Raw genomic sequence first — 23,625 nt, 5'->3', positions numbered from 1 at the left:
CTTTGTGCGGGCAAATAGATCGATCGCACAAATTTTCCGCTCCACATCAAAATAAATTCTGCTACTATATCAGCCAAGTCCGCCTGCTATCGGATCTTCCACCAATCTCAATCATCTATTTGGGGGTCGGCTGTCCGTTTTTGCCCCACTCTTAACATTTATTTCTCGTTAAACAGGTCTCCTGCCTGTGATGGCGTGGAACACCCATCCTGCCTCTGATGGCTTTTGACAAACGATCGGTTATCTATTGTTATTCTCTTAAATTTTCCCATGCTAAAACGACGCCGGGCCCGATTTTCTGTTTTAATCAGCGTTTCAGTTTGCGTTATTGCGATCGGCTCTTTGGTTGCTGCGATGAAATGGATGGGTTTTGGCTCTGTCCAGAAGGCTCAGCAGCCCCTGAATGCAGCGAATTCCGAATCGGAAGTCAAGATGCTGGTATCGCTGTCACCGAGCGAGCGATCGGCAAAATTAGTTGAACTCGCAGCCAGTCAGTCTGAAAGTACGAACCCGCAGCAGGAAATCTCCCCTCAAAGCCGCGCCCGCTACCTGCTTGCCAGCGATTTAATCCAGCAAGGAAATGCGGCCAAAGCATTAAAATTATTGGACAAATTAGAGCAAGAATATCCGGTTTTAGCTGCTCACATTGCCCTAAAAAGAGCGCAAGCTTACCAATTGAGCGGCGACAAAGGCAAAGCCCAAAAAGCTTGGCAGGAACTCCTCAAAAACTATCCGAGCGACCCCGTAGCAGCAGAAGCTTTATATGTTTTAGGCAAGTCAAAACCGGAATATTGGCAACAGGCAATTAGTGAATTTCCTGGTCATCCCCGCAGCGTAGAAATTGCCCTCCGCAAGTTAAAAGAAAATCCTAATCAGCCGCAGTTGATGCTGCTCGTAGCAAAACACGGTCATTATGTCAAAGACTACGGGACAATTTTGGAACAACTTGTGCAGCGAAACAGCGCCGCTTTGAAACCGGAAGATTGGGAAGAAATTGCCTTTGGCTATTGGGAAAAACAAGATTACGGCAAAGGAGCTATTGCTTACGGGAAAGCTCCCCGCAACGCCAAAAATCTTTACCGAAAAGCTCGCGGTTTGTGGCTCGACGGAAAAATCCCGGAATCGAGAATTGCCTATCAAGAATTAGTGCGCGAGTTTCCCGATGCCGAAGATACTGGTTTGGGTTTAATTCGGCTATCGCGGCTGAGCGAACCGAAAGAAGCGATCGTTTTGCTCGATCGAGTTATTAGCAAATTTCCCAATTATGCCCCCGAAGCTTTGTTAGATAAATCCCAACTTCTCGACAAAGCACGCAGCGGTCAATCCGCCTCAGATACCCGCAAGTTGCTCTTGACAAAATACAATAATTCTGATAAAGCCGGCGAACTGCGGTGGACGATCGCCCAGCAGTTTGCCAAAGGCGGAGATTTAAAATCAGCTTGGCAGTGGGCGAGAGAATTAACCACCCACAATCCCGACAGCGAACAAGCTCCAGAAGCCGCATTCTGGGTCGGGAAATGGGCACAGCAACTCGGCCGCCAACAAGATGCCAAGACTGCATTTGACTACACTATATTACGCTATCCAGAATCCTATTTTGCGTGGCGATCGGCTGTACTTCTGGGCTGGCCCGTAGGCGACTTTACCACAGTCCGAGATTTGTCTCCCAATGTAGTGCGGCCGCCTCAGCGCCCCGAACCAACGGCCGGTTCTCCTGCGTTGAAAGAACTCTATCAATTAGGTCAAGATAGAGATGCCTGGACGCTGTGGCAAATAGAATTTATCGATCGCGTAGAACCAAGTATTGCGGAACAGTTTACCGACGGTTTAATGCGAGTTGCAGTCGGAGACAATTTAGACGGTTTGTGGATGGTTAGTAGTTTGCGGCAGCGCGATAAACCCGATGATAGAACCCAATACCTCGATCTCAGACAGCAACCGATTTATTGGCAAGCACTTTATCCTTTTCCTTACTTAGAAAGCATTGTCAAATGGTCGCAAGAACGCAAAATAAATCCAGTATTAGTAACCGCATTAATCCGTCAAGAATCCCGATTTATGCCTGCAATCAAATCATCAGTTGGCGCCACTGGTTTAATGCAAGTAATGCCCGAAACAGCAGCTTGGGTGGCTGACAAAATCAGCCTCAAAAAGTATTCCTTGGAGAATGTGGACGACAACGTTAAACTCGGTACGTGGTATTTGGATCACACTCACGACGAGTACAAGAATAACTCGATGTTAGCTGTGGCGAGTTATAATGCCGGTCCGAATGCAGTATCAGATTGGTTGAAGAGGTTTAATTTTAGTGACCCGGATGCTTTTGCGGAAAAAATTCCCTTTCCTGAAACGAAAGGATACGTAAAATCGGTGTTTGAAAATTACTGGAATTATCTGCGGATTTACAATCCAGAAGTTAATCAGTTAATGAGTGAGCATTATGCAGCAGCTCAGAAAAAAGCAAAGCCTTAGTAATTCTAGTTGAGGCTGTCAGGAACGGAATCTCCGGCCCTTTCCACAAACACCTTTATTTTGTGTATTGATTTTGTGGGGTGGGCTTCTAGCCCGCCCCTACCAATATTCCAGAAAGTGAAATTATGGAATGATACAATAAATCAGCGGCATCCCAAGGAATCACGAGTAGAAATCCCTGTTTGAGAATTAATACCGCTGGCTTTTGTGCACAATTCTTTAACTTGTGAGCCGTCCATAATTGCGTCGGTAAAGTCAGCGCCGGTAATATCAACTCCGTCAAAAGTAGAACGCAGCAAAATTGTTTCCGCTAAAATTGCATCACTTAAATCGGCATTAGTAAATTTAACTTGATCTATCATTGCATTAGTTAAATTGGCGCCGTGCAAATTCGCCTGCGTCATCACCGAAGCGCTCATAATTGCTCCCCGCAAATCGGCATTAGAAAAATTAGTCAAATCCATATTAGCGTTAGAAAACTCAGCGGACCGCAACATTTGACCGGAAAAATCGCGTCTTGTCAATTCGGCGTTGCTAAAGGACAACGGCGGAGCGTAATATTTAGATTGAGCTTGGGCTGGCTGCGGCAGGATGAAGATAGTTAGCGCCAAAAGGAATGCTGCTAGTTGCCGGATTTTCATAAGTCTGATATTCTCGCAAGGTGGGTATTTCGTAGTGTATCCCGAACTTTGGTCGATAGACTAAACAGTTACAATCTTAATTAATAGTGATGGAGATGGAAAAAAAGATATGCTAAGTTTTTTCTTAACTTGGATAGTAGCAGCGGTTTCGCTAATCATTACCGCTAACATTGTACCAGGTATTGCGGTGGTTAGCTTTCCGGCGGCGATGCTGGCTGCTGTTGTTATCGGATTGGTGAACGCGGTTGTCAGACCGATTCTTACATTGCTGACGCTGCCTTTGACCATTATTACTTTAGGTTTGTTTTTATTCGTTGTGAATGCAATTTCGCTTTCCCTGGCTTCGTGGTTGGCGGGTGCGTTCAATATCGGCTTTGTGGTTAGCGGTTTTTGGCCAGCTTTGTTTGGTTCGATTGTTTTATCATTTGTTTCTGGGTTGATTGGTCGATTTGTGAATGCCAATACTTTGTCTCAGTAATACATTATCCCAGATACTCGATCGGGGAAACTGCAACGGCTACTGTTACAGCAGAACCCCCCCTAACCCCCCCTTGTAAAGAGGGGGGATTTTGAGTGCGAAATATTTTTTTAGGTACTAAGAGGGGATGTGAACCGCAGATGAACGCAGATGAACGCAGATGGTGGATGGATATCTGCGTATCTTTGTGTTCATCTGCGGTTAAAATTTCTTCGATCGCACAAAGTGCCGCAGCTTCTGCTACGCTGGGCGTCCCGACTGCTTTTGCTGCAATATTTGAAGGATTGGGGACTTCTACGGAACTTAAAATGTCAGCCGCAAAGGTTTTTAATGGCCAATTTCGCTCTTGACAAAGTTCTAACAAGCCGACTTCACCTGCTTTAGTGTCTATTGTAGCAATACCTGCGATCGCACTTTCGGCTAAATGATCGGCACGGCATACTTGTTTAATTGCTGTTTCGATTAATTCTCGCCCTGTTCCGCGTTCGCAACCTATCCCTATCCACAACACTCTCGGATGCCACTGAACTTTTGGCAAAGCAGATTCCGGGGAAAATCTTCTCTGCGTGAAACTAATCCAAATTCTGGCTTTGATAGTTGATAGATTTTCCCCATCCCAATACAAAGAATGTTTTGCGGGCAGACTGTTTTGCCACAAAGTAGAACCAACTTCTTGAATTACTTCGACAGTTTCCCCTCTAGCCATAGCCGCCGCCACTCCTGTCCAGTCACCTTCCCCGCGCTGCCAGCCACTGGGAATGTCTAGCATATCTAAAGTAAATTCATCGCTCATTATTCAGTTATCTATTCTGTAGTTTCACTGCGACCGCAATCTTAAAAAAAATTTAACACTTTGTTTATTAAAAGTTTTGCTACAACTGTAGCATAAAATACAAAAAATCCAACATTTAAGATGGTAGAACTAAATCAGTTACTGTTAAAGTTTGAAAGCAACCTCAAATGGGAAGGAGTGATAAAAGAATGGATAGAGCGCCGGGAAAGTTGGGTTAGCGATGTGGCAGCATCAGTTAACCTGACATATCTAGCATAACTGCTAGTTGAATTGGAATCTTCTAACTTGCAGTGGGAATCGGTAGATATGCAGTCGCCAGAGCGTCGTAACCGTTGGGTAGAAGAATGTATTGGAGCATCGATTGTTCAAGAAGTATCAAGTTTATTGCTGGAACTTGAAACCAATACCAATTGGGAAGCGGTGACTGATGAATGGCAGCAGAATCGCGATAAATGGGTACAGCAAATGCACAAGTTTAAGGATTAGTTTCGAGGCGTCAGAATAGGTATAAATGCGTTTTTATAACCTAATATTTTCTAATGACTAATCGCTAATTCTTCCTCTTTCTGCAAAACCCTATTCTGAAAAATCTCTGCGAGTCATTCAGCCCTTTCCTGCATTTGCTGCCGAGAAGCATTCGGCTCCCTAATCGTATTTTGACTGAAGGGCGCGACTGCAAACATTCCCAAAAATACCTGAGCGACAATTTTCGGATTCATCTTTGGATAAACTTGTTTTTCCATCGCCGTTTCCAAATAAAGCCTCAGCCACATCGCTCATTATAAAAAACCAACAGTCTAAATCAATAAAATTTGTCCAAAAATAGCACAAACTGCAAACAAAACCCAATTTAATATGGTAGAATTAAACCAATTACTGTTAGAGTTTCAAGCCCACCTAAGCAGGGACGCAGTGACGGAAGAATGGAAAGAACGTCGCGACTGTTGGATGAGCGAGGTGTCAGCAGCAAGTGACGAAAAACACCTAGCGAAATTGCTAGCTGAATTAGAATCCAATTTTCAGCGAGAAGCGGTACAAAGTCTTTGGAAAATGATCCGTGAAAGTTGGGTAGAAGAATGTCATATAGCATCCACGCTGGAAGAAGTATCAAGTCTATTGCTAGAACTTGAAAGCAATACAACTTGGGAAGTAGTGACGGATGAATGGCAGGATAATCGGGAGAAGTGGGTGCAAAAGATGTACGAATTTATAGAGTAATAATTCACTTAATCAAAATCCACTTTCATTGTGAATGATGTCCCTCCTGTGCGGTTGATTGTCTCGCTTCCGTCAATTACTTTAAATCCACAGCGCTCGTACAAACTCAGGGCCCGATTTGAGCTTCTGACACTCAGGGAGACCGATCGATAAGATGCCTTTGCCGCTGACAGCAAACGAGCCAGCAACTGCGTTCCTACACCCTGATTTGTATATTCTGGAAGAACGGCGATCGCCAATTCCGGGATAGTATCGTCAACCCAGCCAAAGCCCTTGTCATCCCCTGTAAACAAACGCAGCCAGGCGGCTCCTACTGGCTGGCTCCCGTTCAATTCGATTGCTGCGAAGCCCAAATCGCTTGCACGTCCCCAATTCTGGACATATTTCGCAATTAAAGGATGATTGACAACAGCTTGCACCGTTGATTCACCTTCTTCTGCCATGTGCGCCGCTTCATACAGCATTTGCCAGAGAAAAGGCTCGTCTTCCTGCGTTAGCGGCCGAATAGAATAGTGCAAAACTTTGCTCATAACAAGTTTTCCCTGTTGCCGTAATTATTCATCTTTCTGCAAAACCCCATTCAGAAAAATATCTGCTAGTCCTTCGGCCATTTCCTGCATTTCTTGCACAGAAGCATTCGGCTCCATAATCGTATTTTGACTGAAACCCGCGACTGCAAACATTCCCAAAAATACCTGAGCGACAATCTTCGGATTCATCTTCCGATAAACTCCTTTTTCCATCGCCGTTTCAAAAAAAGCCTCAGCCACATTTGTCATTTTTCCGATGACTTCCAACTGAATTCTGTCGCGCAAATCCGGGTGAAATTGCGCCTCCAAAAAACACACCCGCATCATGTCGCTATTCTCGCGGATATTCAGCATCCGTCGCCGCATCACCTGAGCCACTGCTTTGTAACTGCCCATCTCGCTTAATTCAGTCAGCAAATCCGTCAGCAACTCCACCCATCCTTCCGTCGCCACCTCAATCAAAATCGCTTTTTTATTATCAAAATGCCGAAATAGCGTACCTTCTGCCACCCCCGCCGCCGCTGCTAAATCGCGAGTTGTCGTGCCGTCGTATCCGCTGCGGGCAAACAACCGCTGAGCGGCTTGTAAAATCCGCTTCTTGGTTTCTGTTTCAGAAGGAGGAGACTGATTAAAAATTCGCATGGCTTTGCAATCGGTAATTGGCGACTTGGATCTACGGTATCGGGACTGAATGGCTAAATTAATGTTAAGTTTTAAGTTGTGCGCGGCTTTGATCCCAAACTTAAAACTCCTCGCTCAACTCCCGACCCTTTTTGAGATTTGCTGTATCAGCCTAACATCTGCGGCGCAACAGATCGCTTATGCCTCCAAAAATCTTTATCCTTAAAAAAGAATCTCTGACCGCCGAGCACAAACATTTTTTGTTTGACAATCCAAAATCTCAATTCTAAAATCTAAAATCGAATGACCCCGCAGTTCCAAAAACCCCGTGAAGCGAAGCTATCCCGTAGGGAATCGCCCGTGAGCCAAACTCGATTCATCGCCTCCCTGCTGGCCGCTGTACTGCTGTGGTGGGGCATTTCTCCCGAAATCGCCCTCGCCCGCCCCAATCCCGCTAGTGGCTCCCAAGCAGTCTCTGTTCAACCGTCGCTCGATCGAGTAATCAGCCAAGTCAGCGAATTTAAGCTCGACAACGGCATGAAATTCATCGTACTCGAAAGGCCCAGAGCGCCCGTAGCATCGTTTCTGATTCACGCCGATGTCGGCGGCGCAAACGAACCCGACGGTCAAACAGGTGTCGCTCACTATCTCGAACATTTAGCCTTTAAAGGCACGCCAAAAATCGGCACTACCGACTACCAAGCAGAAAAGCCGCTCTTAGAAAAACAAGACCAACTCTTCGAGCAAATGCAAGCAGCCAAGGCCAGCGGCAAAACTGAAGAAGTCGCCCAATTAAAAGCAGAATTTGACAAAGTTGAAGCTGAAGCTTCGCAATTTGTCAAGCGTAATGAACTCGGCAAAATAGTGGAACAAGCAGGCGGAGTCGGACTAAATGCCGCTACTTCCACCGACGCCACAATGTATTTTTACAGCCTTCCAGCTAATAAGTTAGAAATGTGGATGTCGCTGGAATCCGAGCGATTTCTAGAACCAGTATTTCGGGAATTTTACAAAGAAAAACAGGTAATTTTAGAAGAGCGCAGGCTGCGAACCGAGAATTCTCCGATCGGACAAATGGTTGAAGTTTTTGCCAACAAAGCTTTCTCTGCTCATCCCTACCGCCGCCCCGTAATTGGCTACACTGAAGACATTCAAAACCTTAGCCGCAGCGACGTGCAGAAGTTTTTCGAGACTCACTACGTCCCCAGCAAGCTGACTGTGGCCGTGGTAGGAGACGTGAAAGCTTCGGAGGTGAAGCGACTGGCTCAAATTTATTTCGGTCGTTACAAGGCGAAACCAGCGCCTCCAGAATTGCAGATTGTCGAACCTCCCCAAACGCAAACTAAGGAAGTCACGCTGCAATTAAAAACTCAACCTTGGTATTTGGAAGGATACCATCGGCCTGCGATGAATCATCCCGACAATGCGATTTATGAAATGATTGGTTCTTTGCTCAGCGATGGCCGCACTTCTCGGCTTTACAAATCTTTGGTAGAACAACAGCAATTGGCGCTGGCGGCTCAAGGTTTTAGCGGTTATCCGGGGGAAAAGTATCCGAATTTGATGTTATTTTACGCTCAAACTGCTCCGGGCCGTACGGTTGATGAAGTAGCTGCAGCTTTAAGCAAGGAAATCGATAGCCTGAAAACGGAGCCCGTTTCTGCTTTGGAATTGGAGCGAGTGAAAACTCAGGCGAGAGCCGATTTATTGCGATCTCTCAATTCTAATATGGGCATGGCATTTGCGCTGGTGGACTATCAAGTAAACACCGGTTCGTGGCGAAATTTGTTCAAGGAATTGGATGCGATCGCGGCTGTTACTCCCGCTGACATTCAGCGTGTCGCTCAGGCAACTTTTCGCCCGGAAAATCGCACGATTGGTAAGCTTTTGCCACTGTAACCAGAAGGAAGAAGGAAGAGGTAAGAAGGAATAAGGAACACTCGTTTCCAGGCTCTGCCTGGGAACGCATATCCGCGAGGCTCTGCCTCGAATTGTCAACTTATGAAATAAAGGAAGAAGGCTCTTCTGCTTCGCTCAGGGTAAAAAGAGGGAAGAAGAAAGAGGGAATAAACACTGGTTTCCAGGCTCTGCCTGGGAACGCATATCCGCGAGGCTCTGCCTCGAATTGTCAACTTAGGAAACATTGGAGAAAGAATGAAAAGGACTAAATTGAGACTGAAAAAAGTAAAGTTATTTCTGCTATCGCTTTGCTTTTTTACTGTTTCACTTGGCACGTTTAATTTGTTACCTTCCTTTGCGGCGGCACCCAAACACTACGACGAATTAACATTTCCCCCGCTGGCAGAAATTAAACTGCCTAAGTACACTCGCTTCGAGCTGAAAAATGGCATTCGGGTGTATCTGATGGAAGACCGGGAACTCCCGTTAGTCGGGGGAACGGCGCTATTTCGCACGGGCGAGCGCTTTGAACCTGCCGATAAAATCGGATTGGGAGGTTTGACGGGAGAAGTGATGCGAACTGGTGGCACGAGCAGGCATACGGCTGATGAATTAAATCAGTTGCTAGAACAGCGAGCAGCTTCGGTAGAAACTGGAATTGATGTTGCTTCTGGTACGGCTAATTTTAGTGCTTTAGCTGAAGATGTGGAACCCGTGTTTGACTTATTTGCAGAAGTGATTCGGGAGCCAATATTTGCTCAGGAAAAGTTGGATTTAGCGAAGAACCAAACTCAAGGTGCGATCGCCCGCCGCAATGACGATCCTGACGGTATTACCGGCCGCGAGTTTCAAAAATTAATTTATGGCGATCGCAGTCCTTACGCGCGCACGGTAGAATACAAAACCCTCGCCAATATTTCCCGCGACGATTTGGTGAGTTTCTACCAGAAATATTTCCATCCCAAGAATATGATTTTGGGTATTTCTGGCGACTTTGATACAGCCAAAATGCGATCGCTCGTCGAGCAAAAATTCGGCAACTGGCAACCGACTCAAAGTGCAGAAGTGCCGCCGTTACCAACCGTATCGCCAGCAAAGGGCGGCGGCGTATTTTTGGTAAATCAGCCGCAATTAAGTCAAAGTTACGTGCAAATAGGACATTTGGGCGGAATGCTCAGCAGTCCAGATTACGGTACTTTGGACGTAATGAACGGGGTTCTCAACGGTTTCGGCGGCCGCTTGTTTAATAATGTGCGATCGCGCCAAGGTTTAGCTTATTCAGTGTACGCCGCTTGGAGTCCGAGATATGACTATCCGGGGGTGTTTGTCGCTGGAGGCCAAACGCGATCGGACGCCACAGTACCGTTTATTCAGGCAATTCGCGCCGAGATCGATCGTATCCGCACCGAACCAATTACTCCGGCAGAATTAGCTTTTGCTAAAGATTCCACCCTAAATTCTTTCATCTTCAAATTTGAAAATCCCAGTCAAACTTTGTCGCGATTAATGCGCTACGAATACTACGGTTATCCCGAAGATTTCATTTTTCGCTACCGCCGCAGCATCGAAGCAGCAACAATTGCCGACGTGCAGCGCGTAGCCAAGACTTACTTGAAACCGGAGAATTTGGTAACATTAGTAGTGGGAAATACGGAGGCTATTCAACCGCCGTTATCGAGTTTGGGAACTTCGGTCAAAGTGCAATCTATTGATATCACAATTCCCTCGGCGACTTAATTTACTTACTCGTTTACTCGTTACCAGGATCTGCCTGGTAAGGTATATCCGGAGGCTCTGCCTCCATTTTGGGAAGTATTTTGTAGGGTACGTCGCTTCCGAAAATTCGCTCTTTCTTTGGGGATTCTTGATGGCGGCGCACCTGACTATTGTGTGGTGCGTCGCTGTGAGATTGTCGCTCTTTCTTTGTAAATTTTCTTTCTTCGACGCACCCTACGGCTAACTACTGCCAAAAGTCCACAACGCGATCGGTTCCAACACACCCGGTGCGCCGCAATGGATGTGAAATGCGGTCACATTGGCCGCATCAACGCCCGACTCTTGGAACTCAAAATTGCCGGAACTCAGATGGCACGGGAACCGTAGCTTACCATAGGCTCTGGATTGCACCTTGAGTTCTGGATCGGCTTCTTGGGCGGGATGTAAATAGGCTTCATACTCGGTGAAAGACCGATCGCCAGCGGGTGGATTGGCCGCGATCGCGGGTTATAATAGGGTCATCAGGACTAACAATGTACAGGGAGCATCTGTGCGCAAGCTTTTGTAGAGCGAGATCTTGAAGTGATCGCTACATACTATAAGCCCGTGCGATCACTTCAAGATCTCGCACTCAAACAAAAAATGCTTTTTACTCTCGGCAGAGATGCTCCCAATGCACTGACCAAGACACCAATCAGAAATTTCATATTGCACTCCCTGATGAAGTTGACTAACTCTCCCAGTATGGAAACGGAATTCAGCGAAATCATTGGCAGTTTCTGATTAAATCGTACTGACTCAGAAGCATAGGAAAGACCGAATGACCCATTATGACTTGATTGTGTGTGGTGGCGGCCCAGCGGGGACGGTGGCAGCGGCAACGGCTGCCCAGCGGGGGTTGAAAGTTGCTTTGCTAGAAAAATATTCCTTGCCTCGCCATAAACCCTGCGGTGGAGGAACGCCGGTTGCCATCCACCAAGTCCTCCAGGATCTGGTTCCTGATGCAGTGGTGGAATGCAATGTGCGGTATATGCGGCATACCTGGCAGTTTGGCGATCCCTACCTGGGGGCGATGAATCTGCCCGATAGCGATGACCACTATTCTCTCTGGATGGTGCAGCGGACTCTGTTTGACCGAGCTTTGGCTCTTCGGGCTGTTCAGGCAGGGGTAGAACTGCGGGATGGGTTAGCGGTGCGATCTCTGGAAGTGGAATCAAGCCGGGTAACGGTGCGGGCAAAGGCCATGAAAGCCAATGGGGATTCCGGTCAAGGAGGGGAGTTTGTGGCAACGGCCTGCCAGGTGATTGGGGCAGATGGCGCGAATGGAATTGTGGCTAAGGTTGCCAAGTTGCGACAGAATCCGGCGATCGCCCTGGGCATGGAAATCGAACTCCCCCACGCATGGGATGTCGACCACCCCATTCTCAAACCCGACACGATCCATGTGGAATATGGTGCCATTCCCCGTGGCTATGCCTGGATTTTCCCAAAAGCCAATCACCTCAATATTGGCGCAGGCGTGTTCCATTCCCGCTATCGGGATGCCCGCCAGGATCCCAAGGCCCGTGGGGAAATTCAGCGCACGATTTTTGAATATATGGATCATTTGCAAATTCCCTACCAACGAGAAGCCTTGAAGTTTTATGCCCATCCCTTGCCCATCTGGAATGGCCGAGAACCCTTGCATACGGCCGATGGACGACTATTGCTAGCGGGTGATGCGGCGGGGTTGATTAACCCGGTGTTTGGGGATGGCATCCTCCATGCGGTCAGAAGTGGCGTGATTGCGGGCAACTGTGTGGCCGAAGGGAAGGTGCACCAATATAGCGATCGCATCCATGCTGAGTTTGCCACCAACTTCGACGCCGCCCGTCAGCTCGCCTTTATGTTCTATCGCTTTCCCAAACTTTGCTCTAAATATGGTGTCAAACATCCCAAAGGCACCCGACTCGTCACCCGACTCGTGAGTGGCGATCTGGAATTCACCGGCATCCTAGGACGAAGCATCCGGCGGATTTGCATGGGCTTGGTTCAAGATCGATTCAGACCATCGACTGAAAATTAGGTGGGCACTTGCAGAATCGGTTCGTAGAAGTAGAGCTTGCCGTAGGGAGGAGTCGATCGCGCCGACAATTCTGCGTAATCTTCGTTAGACAAAAACTCCATCACCACGGATACCGCCGCACCCTCCAGATTCGGCGTGTAACTGCGGCGAATCGTGCCCTCTGCGACTCGATGCACTTGCGGCACGTAAAACCAATCCGGTGCTTTGACTACAGTCGCTACCAGTCCAAAATTGGAACCGATTAGGGCGATCGGCCCAATAAGTCCAGCGGCTCCCAGAGCATCGGTGAGAGCGGCCGCAAGGGGTGGTTGTTGAATATTTTCCACGGGATCGTCCGGTAATACAAAATCGGCTGGTAACGCTTCCCAGGTGACAGTTGGTGCTTTGGAACTCGATGGGATTTGAAGAACCATTAGCTCATACCATTTTAGATTTTAGATTTTAGATTTTAGATTGGAAAAGAAGATGTTTGTAGTAAGGATTAAAGTCCTCCTAAAACTCGCTCGGACTTTAGTCCTCACTACAAACAATCCTCAACTAAAAATCAATGCTCAAAGGCGCTCTCGGAAACGGAATCACATCCCGAATATTCCCCATTCCCGTCATAAACTGCACTAACCGTTCAAATCCCAAACCAAAGCCAGCGTGAGGCACAGTACCGTAGCGGCGCAAATCCAAATACCACCACAATTCCTCCTTATTCATACCCTGGGCTTCCATGCGTCGCTCCAACACATCCAGCCTTTCTTCCCGCTGCGAACCGCCGATAATTTCCCCAATATTAGGAGCCAAAACATCCATGGCTCGCACGGTTTTCTCGTCCTCGTTTAAACGCATATAAAATGCTTTAATCCCGACGGGATAATCGCTGACAATCGTCGGCTTTTTAAATAAGTCCTCCGCCAAATAACGCTCGTGTTCCGACTGCAAATCCAAGCCCCAACTTACCGGAAAATCAAACTTTTTGTCGGCTTTTTCCAAAAGTGCGATCGCCTCCGTATAAGTAATCCGCTCGAACTGATTGTTAATGATATTTTGAGCAGTAGCCAAAACCGTCTTGTCAATGCGCTCGTTGAAAAACTCCATATCTTCCGGGCAATGCTCCAAAACGTATTTAAAAATGTATTTTAAAAACGCCTCAGCCAAATCCATATCTCCCTGCAAATCGCAGAAAGCCATCTCCGGTTCAATCATCCAAAACTCAGCCAAATGTCGCGAAGTATTAGAATTTTCCGCTCGGAAAGTAGGGCCAAAAGTGTAAACATTGCCAAAAGCCATCGCCATAACTTCCGCTTCCAACTGACCGCTAACTGTTAAATAGGCGCGCTTTCCAAAAAAGTCTTTAGCATAATCCACCTCTTGCGAATCAGTGCGCGGCACATTCTTTAAATCAAAGTTGGTAACGGCGAACATTTCCCCGGCACCTTCGCAGTCGCTAGCAGCAATAATCGGAGTGTGAACCCACAAAAAACCGCGTTCTTGAAAAAATTGGTGTACCGCCGCCGAACAAGCATTGCGAACTCGAAAAACAGCACCGTGGGTGTTGGTGCGCGGCCGCAAATGCGCGATTGTCCGCAAAAATTCAAAGGAATGCCGCTTTTTTTGCAACGGATAAGTTTGCGGGTCTGCATCACCGTAAACTTGCACTTGTGAGGCTTTTAACTCAATTCGCTGTCCCTTCGCTGGAGATGCTACCAGCACTCCCGACACTTCTAAAGATGCACCTGTATTCAGTTGTTTGAGTACATTTTCAAAGTCTGGCAAATCGGAATTTATGACTACTTGCAAGTTAGCCATCGCTGAACCATCGTTGACTTCGACAAAGGCAAATTCTTTCAATTCGCGTTTGGTACGAACCCAACCTTGAACAGTTACAGTGTCGTCGGGTTCACCTGCGCGCAAAATTGCTGCTATTCGTTGATTTGTCATATCCACTCCTGTTTATTTAATATTTTGCACCATATTTCTATCTTTTCTCTTCCTCTGCGCCCTCTGCGCCCTCTGCGGTAAATAAAAAAATCAAAAATCAAAAATCCCAACATTGTTCAACCTGCATAGGATTTCAAAATCCAACCGATCAAAATGCCGAGTCCTCCAAAGCGGACTGCTTGCCAAAAAGGTTGTTTTATGCTTCCCCAAGAAAACAGGCTGCTTTCTAAATTCAACTCGATAGTTTCCAATTCTTGCTCAATTTCCTGCAATTCTTTTTTGAGTTGCGGCAATGGATTTCGGCGTCCCGACTGGCGGATTTCTTCGCGCCGATGGCCGAGTTCGACTTGGCGCTGTCGATCGACCTGAATTTGAGTGTACCGTTCTTTGACTGCCGCGAGCGATCGCTCCACTGCTGCGAGCGCTTGAACAAACTCGCTTTCTTGCTCTTCGGGATTTAACTCTGACGGCTGTTGAGGCATTTCGATCTGCAAACCTGACAATAATAAATAAAAAAAACCGATTTCCAATTAAGTTGTTATTATATGCAGTATATTTTCTAAATTAACGAACTCTAGCTAAATAGACATAGGTATAGCAACTCGATCGGCATTTAAAACGTTTTTAATTGCTGAAACCATTGATTTTATCGCATTTTCCTTCTTCCTTCTTGCTTCTTCCTTACCACCTATGCTTGAAACTACACAAACAACCCAAACTGTCAACCTCAACGAGCTGAGCACGGTAGAACTAGCCCAAGCTCTAGCCGCGCGCCTCGCCATCCCCGAAAAAGATTGGCACCGCCTCAAAGCCAACCGTTCCGCGCGGGCCTGCGAACAAGCTGCAGCCGCTTTGGTCTTTTTGCTCAAAAAACAGCCCGAAGAAGCTCTCCCGCGCTTAAACCAAGCAGCAGGATGGCTGGATCGATCAATATCTGCTCCTCCCTGTCCCACCCACGGCAAATAATTTTGAGTATAGAGTCTTGAGTTTTGGTTTGATTAATCGCTCAAAACTTAGACAATCGCGCCGCTCGATCGAGCAGCGCGATTGTGAGTTCAAAAAATTTATACTTTTTTAACTCAAAAGTCACATTTTGCATTACGATCAGCTATCAATAGCCAGAGCGTTCAAATTCTCACTGCAAACTTCAGCCCGAGAACGAAAAATTTTCCAGGTCTAGCTGAGGTGAAAACTGCTGCTTTAATAGCAGTGCTAGCGCAAGCGAGGCAGTCGGTAGCGACTGGGAACTTCTTTGCACAGCCGTAACTCTGTACCTTCAGAATTCCACTCTACCCGATCGAATATTTGGTAAAGAATAAACAAGCCTCTACCGCATTCCTGTTCCACATTGGGTAGTCCAGAGTTATCTGCAACGTCCTCTGCTAGGAGACTGTCGCAATCATCGGTATAAAGGTTACAACTGCAAGGGGCATTAAAGCCAGAACCTTGATCCGATATCACCCACCAATATTGGTTTTGAACGATCGAAAAACGGACTCCAACAGTTTTACCGGGGTCTAATTTGTTTCCATGCTTAGCAGCATTTACCAAAGCTTCTTGAAGCCCCAACCGCAATTCCGCTTGCCAGTAATCTGGCACCTCTGCTAGGAGCAGATCCAAAATAGGACAAAGGTATAGAGTAGAAGCGAAGCTAATCGTAATCCAATTGCGTCCGACGGGACGAGGTGAAATAGCAATCACTCAGAAAACTCCCTAACTTTCAGGTGGATAAAGTTCACACCCTGCATAGTTGGCTCCCTAGTATTCAAAATGCTAATTAATTGAGCGGCGCAGCTCTACTTCTATATTAGAGTATCTAAGCAATTAAGAACAGCAAACAACGTCACAATATATTCAGCGATTCTGAGAAACTTCTGCTGAGAACCATCGGTAATTTTACTTATAACTTCTCCCACCCACGAAATTTTTGATTTCAGCTTTTGCCAACTCGCAACCAAACGGCTCGCTCCATCCCCCACGCCGTCAACACCTCTTGAACAAACGATCCCCACCTGGAAAAGCTCGCAAATAACTATAAAAAAGTCGATCCCTTGACCCTCGCCCATCAGGTTCGACCCTGGCCGCCAAGCTTTGCACCCATCGCCTCAGAGCTATCTCTTACCGCCACACAGCACAATCATCATACCTAGGTATGTTGCAGCAAAAACCCGATTTATTTTCCCAAATGCGATCGGGCAAAACATCTCCCATTGCTGCGCCCCTCACAAAATCAATATTCGTTACAAAACTTATTAATCCTGAGTGCGTAAGATTGCCAGCTCCCAACTCGCTCACATTGACGAATCCTTTGCTAGCGGAACTCCGGTGCCGATGCCAAACTTTATAAATCTGAGCGTCGCGATACAATAGTTAAAGTAAATAATTATTTCTTTACATCATGCAAACAACCCCAGCCATCACCGCAGCCCCCATAGCCGGCACTTACTGGCAGTGGCGGGGGCATTCAGTATACTACGTTCGATCGAGCGATCGGCATCCAGAACGCCCTCCCCTGCTGTTAATTCACGGTTTTGGAGCGTCCACAGACCACTGGCGCAAAAATATCAGCGGGCTGAGCAAAGACTTTGAAGTGTGGGCGATCGACCTTTTGGGATTCGGGCGATCGGCAAAACCCGAATTGCAGTACAGCGGCGACCTCTGGCGCGACCAACTCCACGACTTTATCACTAACATCATCGGCCGACCCGCCGTACTAGCCGGCAACTCCCTCGGAGGCTACGCCGCCTTGTGTGTAGCAGCCCAGCGCCCCGAATCAGCAGCCGGACTGATATTAATCAACAGCGCCGGCCCCTTCAGCGAACCGCAGCCCGCACCCGAAGCCCCGCCCTTGCAAAAAGCCATATCTGCAGTAGCTAAAACCTTATTTCAGCAAGATTGGGCAAGTTTTCTGCTGTTCCAGTACGTGCGCCAGCGATCGACAATTCGCAAAACTCTAGAAAAAGTATATCTCGACCAAAGCGCCGTCACAGACCAATTAGTAGAAGAAATTTACCAACCATCCTGCGATCCCGGTGCCCCCAAAGTATTTGCCTCCGTATTCCGAACACCCCAAGGCGAAAAAATTGACGTATTGCTGAGTCAATTAAACTGCCCGCTGCTAATGCTGTGGGGAGAAGGCGATCCGTGGATGAATTCTGCAGAAAGAAGCGCCAAATTTCGCAAACACTATCCGCAGTTGACAGAACACTTTATCAAAGCTGGTCACTGTCCCCACGACGAAGTACCAGAACAGATAAACGAACTGATTCGCGCATGGATAATTGACCAAGAGTCGATCGGCACATAGATAATTTTCCCCCGGCTATCTCCTCCCTCGGAGAGGGGGAAAATTATCCGATTTGCAGTAGAAACTTATGTATTGTGCCAACACAAACGCGGTTAATTTCTCTCACATATTCTGAGGAGATGGAAACAATGACCCGCAAAAAGACTCGGCGCAATTTTATATTGAGCAGTATAGCTGTTGCCAGCGGCATTGCAGGTGCTAAGGCGATCGAACAGCAGGATCGGGAAATCGCAGCCGCACCCAATAACCAGGGGGCAGCCACAGTAAAAATGTCAGAACGACTGTTAGGCAACACCGGGGTGAAAGTGCCGATTTTCGGTTTGGGGGGGGCCGGACAAACACCGCTGTCACAGCCGGGAAGAGAAGCAGAAGCGGCGGTGCAAATTGAACGCGCGATCGAACTAGGCATTCGCTATTTTGACACGGCGGCCGAGTACGGGCCCAGCGAAGAAAACTTAGGCAAAGTTTTGCCACCATATCGATCGCGCCTATTCCTAGCCACAAAAACCTCCGCCAGAGACAGAGATGGCGCGTGGAGAGACTTAGAGCGATCGCTCAAAAGATTAAAAACCGATCGACTAGACTTGTGGCAACTCCACCACGTCTCATTCCAAGCCGAATTAGACCAAATTTTCAGTACCAAAGGAGCAATAAAGGCGATCGAAGAAGCCAAACAGCAAAAAATAATTCGTTTTTCCGGCATCACCGGACACCACGAACCTGCTATCATTGTGGCCGGCTTGGATCGCTATCCTTTTGACACAACATTAATCTCCCTCAACGCCGCCGAAAAACATCACCCGCGCTCCTTTGTTACCAGCGCTTTACCAGTTGCCAAAGCCAAAAACATCGGCGTCATAGCCATGAAAATACCAGCTTACGGCAAATTATTTCAGAACGGTGTTTTAGATGGAATGCACCAAGCAATGGGCTACACGCTTTCACTTCCCGGCGTTAACTGCTGCGTCATCGCTGCCGACTCAGTAAAGCAATTAGAAGAAAACTTAAAAGTCGCCCAAGCATTCAAACCCCTGAACCAAACAGAAATGGCAGCACTTGAAAAACGCACCGCCGCCGCTTGGCAAGAAAATACATTTTTCCGACAGTGGACTTAAACTCCCCAATCCAAAATCCCCTTTTTCCTCTGTGTTCGTTGTGGTGTATTTATTGTGGCGCGGGCGTCTCGCCCGCGAAACCAAATCCGGGTTAAGTACCCTGTTTATTTTTTACTCTGGCGTTGCCCGGACATTGTTTGTGTTGTAGCTGTTTCAACAGCCGAATCATAAAGGGCGTGGCTACCAACCTATAGAACCCATTTGACATCTTTTACGGTCTTGTGATAACGTGACCGCCAAAGCATTATCCAGCAGCAGCCATGCCTTATTATAGCAGTCTAACGGATTCAGAATGGGAAACAATTGAACCCATACTACATGAGATATTGCCAAAAAAGAACCGAACTAGACCATGTAACTGGACAAAAAGAGAAATCTTAGATGGCATCTTCTATCAACTAAAAAATGGCTGCAATTGGCAAGACTTACCCAAGAACTTGCCCCCCTATTCCACTGTATATTGGCATTACAAGCAGTGGCGAATACAGGGAGTAATAGAAGAGCTGATGAGGGTATTACATGAGCAAGTGCGTGAGCAGGTCAAAAAAAAGCCAAATGGACTACATTGATGATTATAGACTCACAAGCCGTAAAAAATACTTGTAATGCTAGTATTGAGTCAAAAGGGTTTTGTTTCTACAAATCTACAAATGGTATTAAAAGACACCTAGCCGTTGATACACTTGGGTTGCCATTCTTTACCCACTGCACAAAAGCTAATATATCAGATGATGCTGGTTTGATTGAAATGTTGACTTTAAACATCAATAATTTTAAGTCCAAACCTCTAAATCTTCCGAAAATTACACTTCTACTAGACAATGGCTATCATCCCGAATATCTCACAAAAGAGTTAGAAAAAATTTATCCACAAATTATGACAAAAATCAAGTTTGAACTTTCAGAAAAGCCATCAAAAGCCGAAAAAAAAGCCCAAGGGAAATCAGGATTTGTCCCAGTTAAAGCAAGGTGGATCATTGAACGGTCAAATGCTTGGATGGAAAGATGTAAAATTTTGGTAAAGAACTTTGAGAGAACCTTGGCAGCGGCGACTGCCAAGCTCAACCTTTGTTTTATTAGGCTGATGATTAGAAGGCTTGCACCCTCTTGTTAGATGTCAAATGGGTTCTATAACGGTTATGTTACTGAACTTGATATCATCTGCGGTGAAAATATTTCAAATCAAAAAAACAAGGCGACCTGGTTGGGTCGCCTTGGTATGTATCATAAAATAGGCAGTTTGTCAACAGCAAACCGTTACTTTTTTTTCCGTTTAGCCTTATCTAACCGCCTGCGATCGCGCCACTCAACCGCCGTCAAATAAGCGACCCCGCCAGTCACGGTTAGCAGCAGTACAAATGCCACTAAAACTAGAATATTAGCAATCGAAAATTCCACAACCCCTCTTCCTCTGATTTTACATTTTATACTTTCGATTTTAGATGAAAAATGTTAACAATTAACAGTTGAATGTTGACGGCTAACTGTTAATTGTTAACACTCTCTTCAAACTGCTGGCAAATCTTCCAAAATTGTAAACCTCACATGATTAATTGCCAGACTCCCCACGGAAACATCCTCCTTGTTCAAAGGGAGACCGCCGCTCGTGAGACTTTGAAACCGAATTCCCTTGCCAATTTCTACGTGATACCAAGCCAAACCCATAAAAAATCGCAAAGGATAAGGACCTCTGTCTTGAATATCATCAGGATTAGATTCCATCGGCACCCAGCCAAAACCCGGAATGTAAAATTCCAGCCAAACGTGATTGAAATCCGGCTCCAGCGACACCCCTTTTCTGTCAGCAAAAGCCGGACACTTGTAGCGCCCGATCGTGCGGCAAGCAATCCCGTTTAACCTAGCCAAAGCCAACAACAAGCCCACGTACTCGCCACAAGAACCGATGCCGCGGCGTAATACAATATCGGGAGTGTCAATGTGAGGCCTAATTCCGTAAGAAAGTTGGTCGTAAACAAAATTGCGAATGCTCAGTAACTGCCTCAGAATATTAGTTTCTGAGCCAATGGCAGCCACAGCAGCCGATCGTACAATCTCCGTATCCATCGCCAAATTGTCATTATCCACCAAATACTTAGCTGCAAACTCCGGCGACAGCTTAGGAATCTTTTCGACATCCCGAGGCGACAACTGATACTTAATCGATCGAACTTCTAACAATGCCTTCCAGCCAAAAATTCGGCGTTCGCCAGGGTGCAGGCGATCGAACTTAAACACCGCCACCCGTTCCCCTTCCTGAATTTCCTCAGTAAAAGGCATTCCGATAGGCGTAACACTCCTTACCTTTTGCCGGTGAGTTTCCGAAGGCAAAGCAATCCGCCACTCCAAATTTTCGATTTCTACCTCATCGAGAGGAGACAGTTCCTCCACATAAGACATTTCCATCAAAAAACCGTTTGACAGAGCGTAGCGCTCGGCTTCATTGTAGTGAAAATACAAAGGCTGAATAAAAGTGCGATCGCGCTTTGTCAACTGAAAAGGATCTTCCGAATTCGGGTCATCCCGGATGTAAAGTTCATCCCCGGCATAAGCAACGTACAGAACCTCCTCTCCCGTTTCCGAATCCTTGTAAAAAGCCAAACCAGAAGGCGACTCAAAGGGAGTCAAAACGCTAAATTTAATCTCCCCAGTTCCCCGTTCCAAACAGTAAACAGTTTGCTCAGTTTTGTCGCAAACCCAAATTTCCTCATCCCGGACTGTGATATTTTCCACCCCAATACCGGGAGCGTAAAACCGAGTAATTTCCCGACCAGTTTTCAGGTCAAAAACCAGAATCGAGTTTAATCTCTGGCAAGTCACATAAAGCGTAGATTTCCAAACAGCAATCCCGTCAGCAGGATAAGAAAGTGAAACAAAATGTTCCGGTTTGAGTGCAGCGATCGCCCCGTCCCGAACTGCGCCCCGACAGCAACAAATATCCTCATCCCGCGCAAACCAGAGAGTATCTTCCGAAATAGCCAGCCCGGTTGCGCCCGCAAACTTAGCCGTTTGATAAGGATTCAAAACAGTAGTGTTGTCAGTTTCTCGATCGATCTCCAATAGCAGCCCTTCGGCGCGATCGACAGCGAACAACCTATTTCCTAAAAAAGCAATGCCGTGCAGTGCCAAGACTCCGATGGGTCTTACCATCCGCAGCCCCGAAGGCTGTTTGTCCGAGAGAACAGGTGAATCGAGATTCATGCTAAATTTCTTGCCGGTATTGTACAGAAAACTTGATTTGTAACTTGTAGCCGATCGCTTGAGGTTAACCAGCAAAATTGCCGAGTTTCCTGATATTCAGAATTGACGCATCAACCGGGTGTTTTTACGAAAAGACGCGTTGTATCCTCTGGCTAGAGTTAAAAGGACCCAAATATTAGTCTTTGTCAAAGTTGGGTTTAACAAGCTCAACCCAACCTCGTGCCGTGAATGGAAGTAAGTATAACTACTAAGCTACCACTGACAAAGGCGACACAGAATTCTATGTTGAGCACAGCGACCAAAATAATCGTATCTGCCTAAAGATATAAATTAAGTACAACAGATTACTATATCCGTCAAAACCTTGGATAGAATAAAACCGTGCAATAAAGTTCCTAGGTTCATCAAAAGGCAGGTTCGTCATGGCTTTGAAGTCTGCTCTAAATATCGGTGCTTTTTCATTAATTCTGTCTTTAGAGGCAGTTGCCGCCGGTAGTTTCTTAATACCAGCAGAGGCTCTCAACAGCCCCGCAAACATTGTCAAGCGCCCCTCACCACGGCAGCTACCCCTCAACTGGCAAACAGTTCAACCCCCTGAAACCAGCGGAAGCAGACCGAACATTCAGCCAACGGGTTCCACGTGGAATACCTTTCAACCGCCGGAGGACGGAGTACCCGGAAGGCGTGAAGGGGGAGGAACCCGCGGCTTAGAATGCCCCACGGCCACAACTGCCTTAACTGCCTTGATTCCCCAATCAACTATGGGGCAAACCATATCAGCAAAGCCAACATTTTTCTACTACCTTCCTATAGCCCTCGACAAAACAGTTCAGTTTGAGTTAGCAGACCAAAGAGACAAAACACTGTACAAAAAAAGTTTTCGCATGGTAACTAGCCGTGCAGGTGTAGTTAGCGTCAGCCTCGGCTCCGACGACAACTCGCCAACCCTGGAAGTTGGCAAAAACTATCAATGGTACTTTACTATCAAATGCAACCCCAAAAATACAAGAGATGATGTTCTCGTTTCCGGGTGGATCAACCGCACCGCACTCGCCCCAACCGTGCAAACAGAGTTGGATCGATCGCCCGATCTCGCCAAGCTCAGTATCTTCGCCCAACAAAGTCTCTGGTACGAGTACCTGGCAACTCTAGCTCAATTGCGTATCGAGTCTCCCAGCGATGCCAGTTTAGCGCTCAAGTGGTCAGCAGTGCTCAACTCAGTCGAACTCGGCAAAATAGCCCAAGAACCCTTAGTCACAAGTGAATTAACACCTATCACCAGAAAATAATTAAACAGCAGTTTCAAAAAAGAATGCAACGGTAGGCAAGCCCCAAACGGTGATAGCCATCAGTCAGTCGATTTTAGATTTTAGATTTTAGATTTTAGATTTACTTGTTGCATTGAATCTGGAATCTCGAACAGGAGTCTAAAATTTTAGGATCTACGCTGATGAGCGTTCGGGGCAGGGTATCCGTTTTTAGGCGAGTCATTGCCAAATCTCAAATCTCAAATGGTATGACTGGTGCAGCAAGTACGACAAACTCGGTTTAAAGCGCGGTATTTGGCAGCGCCACAGATGATTTTTGGCTGTTGCGGGTTGTTTGGTCGATCGTGCTAAATAAATTAAAATTTGTGTACCGAT

General features: G+C 46.7%; 25 protein-coding genes and 1 pseudogene. 14 read left to right on the top strand and 12 right to left on the bottom strand.

All coding sequences use genetic code 11. From position 1 onward, the window contains the following. Positions 1-270 precede the first annotated feature (270 nt). Complete coding sequence (locus tag QUA27_RS16365; protein ID WP_333069106.1) at positions 271-2,472, top strand: transglycosylase SLT domain-containing protein; 2,202 nt, start codon at positions 271-273, stop codon at positions 2,470-2,472. 143 nt (positions 2,473-2,615) lie between these two features. On the opposite strand, the gene QUA27_RS16360 is transcribed toward QUA27_RS16365, so the two are convergent. Then, positions 2,616-3,113, bottom strand: a complete 498-nt coding sequence (locus QUA27_RS16360) for a pentapeptide repeat-containing protein (RefSeq protein ID WP_333069105.1) — start codon at positions 3,111-3,113, stop codon at positions 2,616-2,618. A 109-nt stretch (positions 3,114-3,222) separates the two neighbouring features. On the opposite strand from QUA27_RS16360, the gene QUA27_RS16355 reads away from it, so the two are divergent. Next, positions 3,223-3,591, top strand: coding sequence for a phage holin family protein (locus QUA27_RS16355; protein WP_333069104.1), 369 nt, complete (start codon positions 3,223-3,225; stop codon positions 3,589-3,591). Positions 3,592-3,595: 4 nt separating this feature from the next. On the opposite strand, the gene QUA27_RS16350 is transcribed toward QUA27_RS16355, so the two are convergent. Beyond that, entirely contained in the window at positions 3,596-4,384 is a 789-nt protein-coding gene (locus QUA27_RS16350) for a cobalamin biosynthesis protein (RefSeq protein WP_333069103.1), read from the bottom strand. Between the two features lie 120 nt (positions 4,385-4,504). Here QUA27_RS16350 and QUA27_RS16345 point away from each other — a divergent pair, with 120 nt between their 5' ends. Beyond that, positions 4,505-4,642: a hypothetical protein gene (locus tag QUA27_RS16345; RefSeq protein ID WP_333069102.1), complete on the top strand. Its 138-nt coding sequence runs from the start codon at positions 4,505-4,507 to the stop codon at positions 4,640-4,642. Positions 4,643-4,654: 12 nt separating this feature from the next. Then, complete coding sequence (locus QUA27_RS16340; RefSeq protein WP_333069101.1) at positions 4,655-4,870, top strand: hypothetical protein; 216 nt, start codon at positions 4,655-4,657, stop codon at positions 4,868-4,870. Between the two features lie 113 nt (positions 4,871-4,983). On the opposite strand, the pseudogene QUA27_RS16335 reads toward QUA27_RS16340, so the two are convergent. Further along, positions 4,984-5,164, bottom strand: a pseudogene (locus QUA27_RS16335) (TetR/AcrR family transcriptional regulator); the annotation flags it as partial. A gap of 75 nt (positions 5,165-5,239) precedes the next feature. Between QUA27_RS16335 and QUA27_RS16330 the strand changes: the two are divergent. Beyond that, a complete protein-coding gene (locus tag QUA27_RS16330; protein WP_333069100.1) occupies positions 5,240-5,602 on the top strand; it encodes a hypothetical protein in 363 nt (120 codons plus the stop codon). 8 nt (positions 5,603-5,610) lie between these two features. Here QUA27_RS16330 and QUA27_RS16325 read toward each other — a convergent pair whose 3' ends face one another. Both QUA27_RS16325 and QUA27_RS16320 read right to left on the bottom strand, forming a co-directional pair. Further along, entirely contained in the window at positions 5,611-6,132 is a 522-nt protein-coding gene (locus tag QUA27_RS16325) for a GNAT family N-acetyltransferase (protein WP_333069099.1), read from the bottom strand. Between the two features lie 24 nt (positions 6,133-6,156). After that, entirely contained in the window at positions 6,157-6,774 is a 618-nt protein-coding gene (locus QUA27_RS16320) for a TetR/AcrR family transcriptional regulator (protein WP_015175723.1), read from the bottom strand. A gap of 282 nt (positions 6,775-7,056) precedes the next feature. On the opposite strand from QUA27_RS16320, the gene QUA27_RS16315 reads away from it, so the two are divergent. The 3 genes from QUA27_RS16315 to QUA27_RS16305 all read left to right on the top strand — a co-directional run bounded on the left by QUA27_RS16315 (position 7,057) and on the right by QUA27_RS16305 (position 12,433). Then, a complete protein-coding gene (locus tag QUA27_RS16315) occupies positions 7,057-8,652 on the top strand; it encodes a M16 family metallopeptidase (protein ID WP_333069097.1) in 1,596 nt (531 codons plus the stop codon). A 255-nt stretch (positions 8,653-8,907) separates the two neighbouring features. Beyond that, complete coding sequence (locus QUA27_RS16310; protein WP_333069096.1) at positions 8,908-10,389, top strand: M16 family metallopeptidase; 1,482 nt, start codon at positions 8,908-8,910, stop codon at positions 10,387-10,389. Positions 10,390-11,188: 799 nt separating this feature from the next. Continuing rightward, entirely contained in the window at positions 11,189-12,433 is a 1,245-nt protein-coding gene (locus QUA27_RS16305; protein WP_333069093.1) for a geranylgeranyl reductase family protein, read from the top strand. Here QUA27_RS16305 and QUA27_RS16300 read toward each other — a convergent pair. The 3 genes from QUA27_RS16300 to QUA27_RS16290 all read right to left on the bottom strand — a co-directional run bounded on the left by QUA27_RS16300 (position 12,430) and on the right by QUA27_RS16290 (position 14,844). After that, positions 12,430-12,846, bottom strand: a complete 417-nt coding sequence (locus tag QUA27_RS16300; RefSeq protein ID WP_445251517.1) for a hypothetical protein — start codon at positions 12,844-12,846, stop codon at positions 12,430-12,432. The genes QUA27_RS16305 and QUA27_RS16300 overlap by 4 nt on opposite strands. A gap of 124 nt (positions 12,847-12,970) precedes the next feature. After that, complete coding sequence (asnS, locus tag QUA27_RS16295; protein WP_333069092.1) at positions 12,971-14,362, bottom strand: asparagine--tRNA ligase; 1,392 nt, start codon at positions 14,360-14,362, stop codon at positions 12,971-12,973. A gap of 116 nt (positions 14,363-14,478) precedes the next feature. Further along, on the bottom strand, positions 14,479-14,844 hold the full coding sequence (locus QUA27_RS16290) for a sll0565 family protein (RefSeq protein WP_333069090.1): 366 nt from the start codon (positions 14,842-14,844) through the stop codon (positions 14,479-14,481). Between the two features lie 208 nt (positions 14,845-15,052). On the opposite strand from QUA27_RS16290, the gene QUA27_RS16285 reads away from it, so the two are divergent. Beyond that, on the top strand, positions 15,053-15,328 hold the full coding sequence (locus tag QUA27_RS16285) for a DUF6439 family protein (protein WP_333056391.1): 276 nt from the start codon (positions 15,053-15,055) through the stop codon (positions 15,326-15,328). Between the two features lie 246 nt (positions 15,329-15,574). On the opposite strand, the gene QUA27_RS16280 is transcribed toward QUA27_RS16285, so the two are convergent. Together QUA27_RS16280 and QUA27_RS16275 are read right to left on the bottom strand one after the other, a co-directional pair. Next, on the bottom strand, positions 15,575-16,063 hold the full coding sequence (locus QUA27_RS16280) for an ATP-binding protein (RefSeq protein ID WP_333069089.1): 489 nt from the start codon (positions 16,061-16,063) through the stop codon (positions 15,575-15,577). 417 nt (positions 16,064-16,480) lie between these two features. Continuing rightward, complete coding sequence (locus QUA27_RS16275) at positions 16,481-16,657, bottom strand: hypothetical protein (RefSeq protein WP_333069088.1); 177 nt, start codon at positions 16,655-16,657, stop codon at positions 16,481-16,483. A 103-nt stretch (positions 16,658-16,760) separates the two neighbouring features. Here QUA27_RS16275 and QUA27_RS16270 point away from each other — a divergent pair, with 103 nt between their 5' ends. From QUA27_RS16270 to QUA27_RS16260, 4 genes are all read left to right on the top strand, one after another. Further along, positions 16,761-17,669: an alpha/beta fold hydrolase gene (locus QUA27_RS16270; protein ID WP_333069086.1), complete on the top strand. Its 909-nt coding sequence runs from the start codon at positions 16,761-16,763 to the stop codon at positions 17,667-17,669. A gap of 128 nt (positions 17,670-17,797) precedes the next feature. Beyond that, the gene (locus QUA27_RS16265; RefSeq protein WP_333069084.1) at positions 17,798-18,784 is read left to right on the top strand and encodes an aldo/keto reductase; all 987 of its coding nucleotides are present in this window, start codon (positions 17,798-17,800) and stop codon (positions 18,782-18,784) included. A 260-nt stretch (positions 18,785-19,044) separates the two neighbouring features. Then, a complete protein-coding gene (locus QUA27_RS27430) occupies positions 19,045-19,353 on the top strand; it encodes a transposase (protein ID WP_445251516.1) in 309 nt (102 codons plus the stop codon). Beyond that, positions 19,353-19,898, top strand: coding sequence for a transposase (locus QUA27_RS16260; protein WP_333069083.1), 546 nt, complete (start codon positions 19,353-19,355; stop codon positions 19,896-19,898). The genes QUA27_RS27430 and QUA27_RS16260 overlap by 1 nt, the downstream gene beginning before the upstream one ends. Before the next feature lie 143 nt (positions 19,899-20,041). On the opposite strand, the gene QUA27_RS16255 is transcribed toward QUA27_RS16260, so the two are convergent. Both QUA27_RS16255 and QUA27_RS16250 read right to left on the bottom strand, forming a co-directional pair. Continuing rightward, complete coding sequence (locus QUA27_RS16255) at positions 20,042-20,182, bottom strand: hypothetical protein (RefSeq protein WP_333029071.1); 141 nt, start codon at positions 20,180-20,182, stop codon at positions 20,042-20,044. A 108-nt stretch (positions 20,183-20,290) separates the two neighbouring features. After that, on the bottom strand, positions 20,291-21,982 hold the full coding sequence (locus QUA27_RS16250; protein ID WP_333069081.1) for a transglutaminase domain-containing protein: 1,692 nt from the start codon (positions 21,980-21,982) through the stop codon (positions 20,291-20,293). 422 nt (positions 21,983-22,404) lie between these two features. Here QUA27_RS16250 and QUA27_RS16245 point away from each other — a divergent pair, with 422 nt between their 5' ends. Beyond that, positions 22,405-23,271, top strand: coding sequence for a DUF928 domain-containing protein (locus QUA27_RS16245; protein ID WP_333069080.1), 867 nt, complete (start codon positions 22,405-22,407; stop codon positions 23,269-23,271). The last annotated feature ends 354 nt before the right edge of the window (positions 23,272-23,625 follow it).

It is taken from the genome of Microcoleus harperi Pol14_C6 (assembly GCF_036701295.1).
Lineage (GTDB): Bacteria > Cyanobacteriota > Cyanobacteriia > Cyanobacteriales > Microcoleaceae > Microcoleus.
Note: the sequence above shows the minus strand (reverse complement) of the source record. Positions and strands in the feature narration are given on the sequence as shown.

Coding starts and splice junctions, on each gene's coding strand:
- QUA27_RS16365 (WP_333069106.1), top strand. CDS start 271: ATGCTAAAACGACGCCGGGCCCGATTTTCTGTTTTAATCAGCGTTTCA.
- QUA27_RS16360 (WP_333069105.1), bottom strand. CDS start 3,113: ATGAAAATCCGGCAACTAGCAGCATTCCTTTTGGCGCTAACTATCTTC.
- QUA27_RS16355 (WP_333069104.1), top strand. CDS start 3,223: ATGCTAAGTTTTTTCTTAACTTGGATAGTAGCAGCGGTTTCGCTAATC.
- QUA27_RS16350 (WP_333069103.1), bottom strand. CDS start 4,384: ATGAGCGATGAATTTACTTTAGATATGCTAGACATTCCCAGTGGCTGG.
- QUA27_RS16345 (WP_333069102.1), top strand. CDS start 4,505: ATGGTAGAACTAAATCAGTTACTGTTAAAGTTTGAAAGCAACCTCAAA.
- QUA27_RS16330 (WP_333069100.1), top strand. CDS start 5,240: ATGGTAGAATTAAACCAATTACTGTTAGAGTTTCAAGCCCACCTAAGC.
- QUA27_RS16325 (WP_333069099.1), bottom strand. CDS start 6,132: ATGAGCAAAGTTTTGCACTATTCTATTCGGCCGCTAACGCAGGAAGAC.
- QUA27_RS16320 (WP_015175723.1), bottom strand. CDS start 6,774: ATGCGAATTTTTAATCAGTCTCCTCCTTCTGAAACAGAAACCAAGAAG.
- QUA27_RS16315 (WP_333069097.1), top strand. CDS start 7,057: ATGACCCCGCAGTTCCAAAAACCCCGTGAAGCGAAGCTATCCCGTAGG.
- QUA27_RS16310 (WP_333069096.1), top strand. CDS start 8,908: ATGAAAAGGACTAAATTGAGACTGAAAAAAGTAAAGTTATTTCTGCTA.
- QUA27_RS16305 (WP_333069093.1), top strand. CDS start 11,189: ATGACCCATTATGACTTGATTGTGTGTGGTGGCGGCCCAGCGGGGACG.
- QUA27_RS16300 (WP_445251517.1), bottom strand. CDS start 12,846: ATGGTTCTTCAAATCCCATCGAGTTCCAAAGCACCAACTGTCACCTGG.
- asnS (WP_333069092.1), bottom strand. CDS start 14,362: ATGACAAATCAACGAATAGCAGCAATTTTGCGCGCAGGTGAACCCGAC.
- QUA27_RS16290 (WP_333069090.1), bottom strand. CDS start 14,844: ATGCCTCAACAGCCGTCAGAGTTAAATCCCGAAGAGCAAGAAAGCGAG.
- QUA27_RS16285 (WP_333056391.1), top strand. CDS start 15,053: ATGCTTGAAACTACACAAACAACCCAAACTGTCAACCTCAACGAGCTG.
- QUA27_RS16270 (WP_333069086.1), top strand. CDS start 16,761: ATGCAAACAACCCCAGCCATCACCGCAGCCCCCATAGCCGGCACTTAC.
- QUA27_RS16265 (WP_333069084.1), top strand. CDS start 17,798: ATGACCCGCAAAAAGACTCGGCGCAATTTTATATTGAGCAGTATAGCT.
- QUA27_RS27430 (WP_445251516.1), top strand. CDS start 19,045: ATGCCTTATTATAGCAGTCTAACGGATTCAGAATGGGAAACAATTGAA.
- QUA27_RS16260 (WP_333069083.1), top strand. CDS start 19,353: ATGATTATAGACTCACAAGCCGTAAAAAATACTTGTAATGCTAGTATT.
- QUA27_RS16250 (WP_333069081.1), bottom strand. CDS start 21,982: ATGAATCTCGATTCACCTGTTCTCTCGGACAAACAGCCTTCGGGGCTG.
- QUA27_RS16245 (WP_333069080.1), top strand. CDS start 22,405: ATGGCTTTGAAGTCTGCTCTAAATATCGGTGCTTTTTCATTAATTCTG.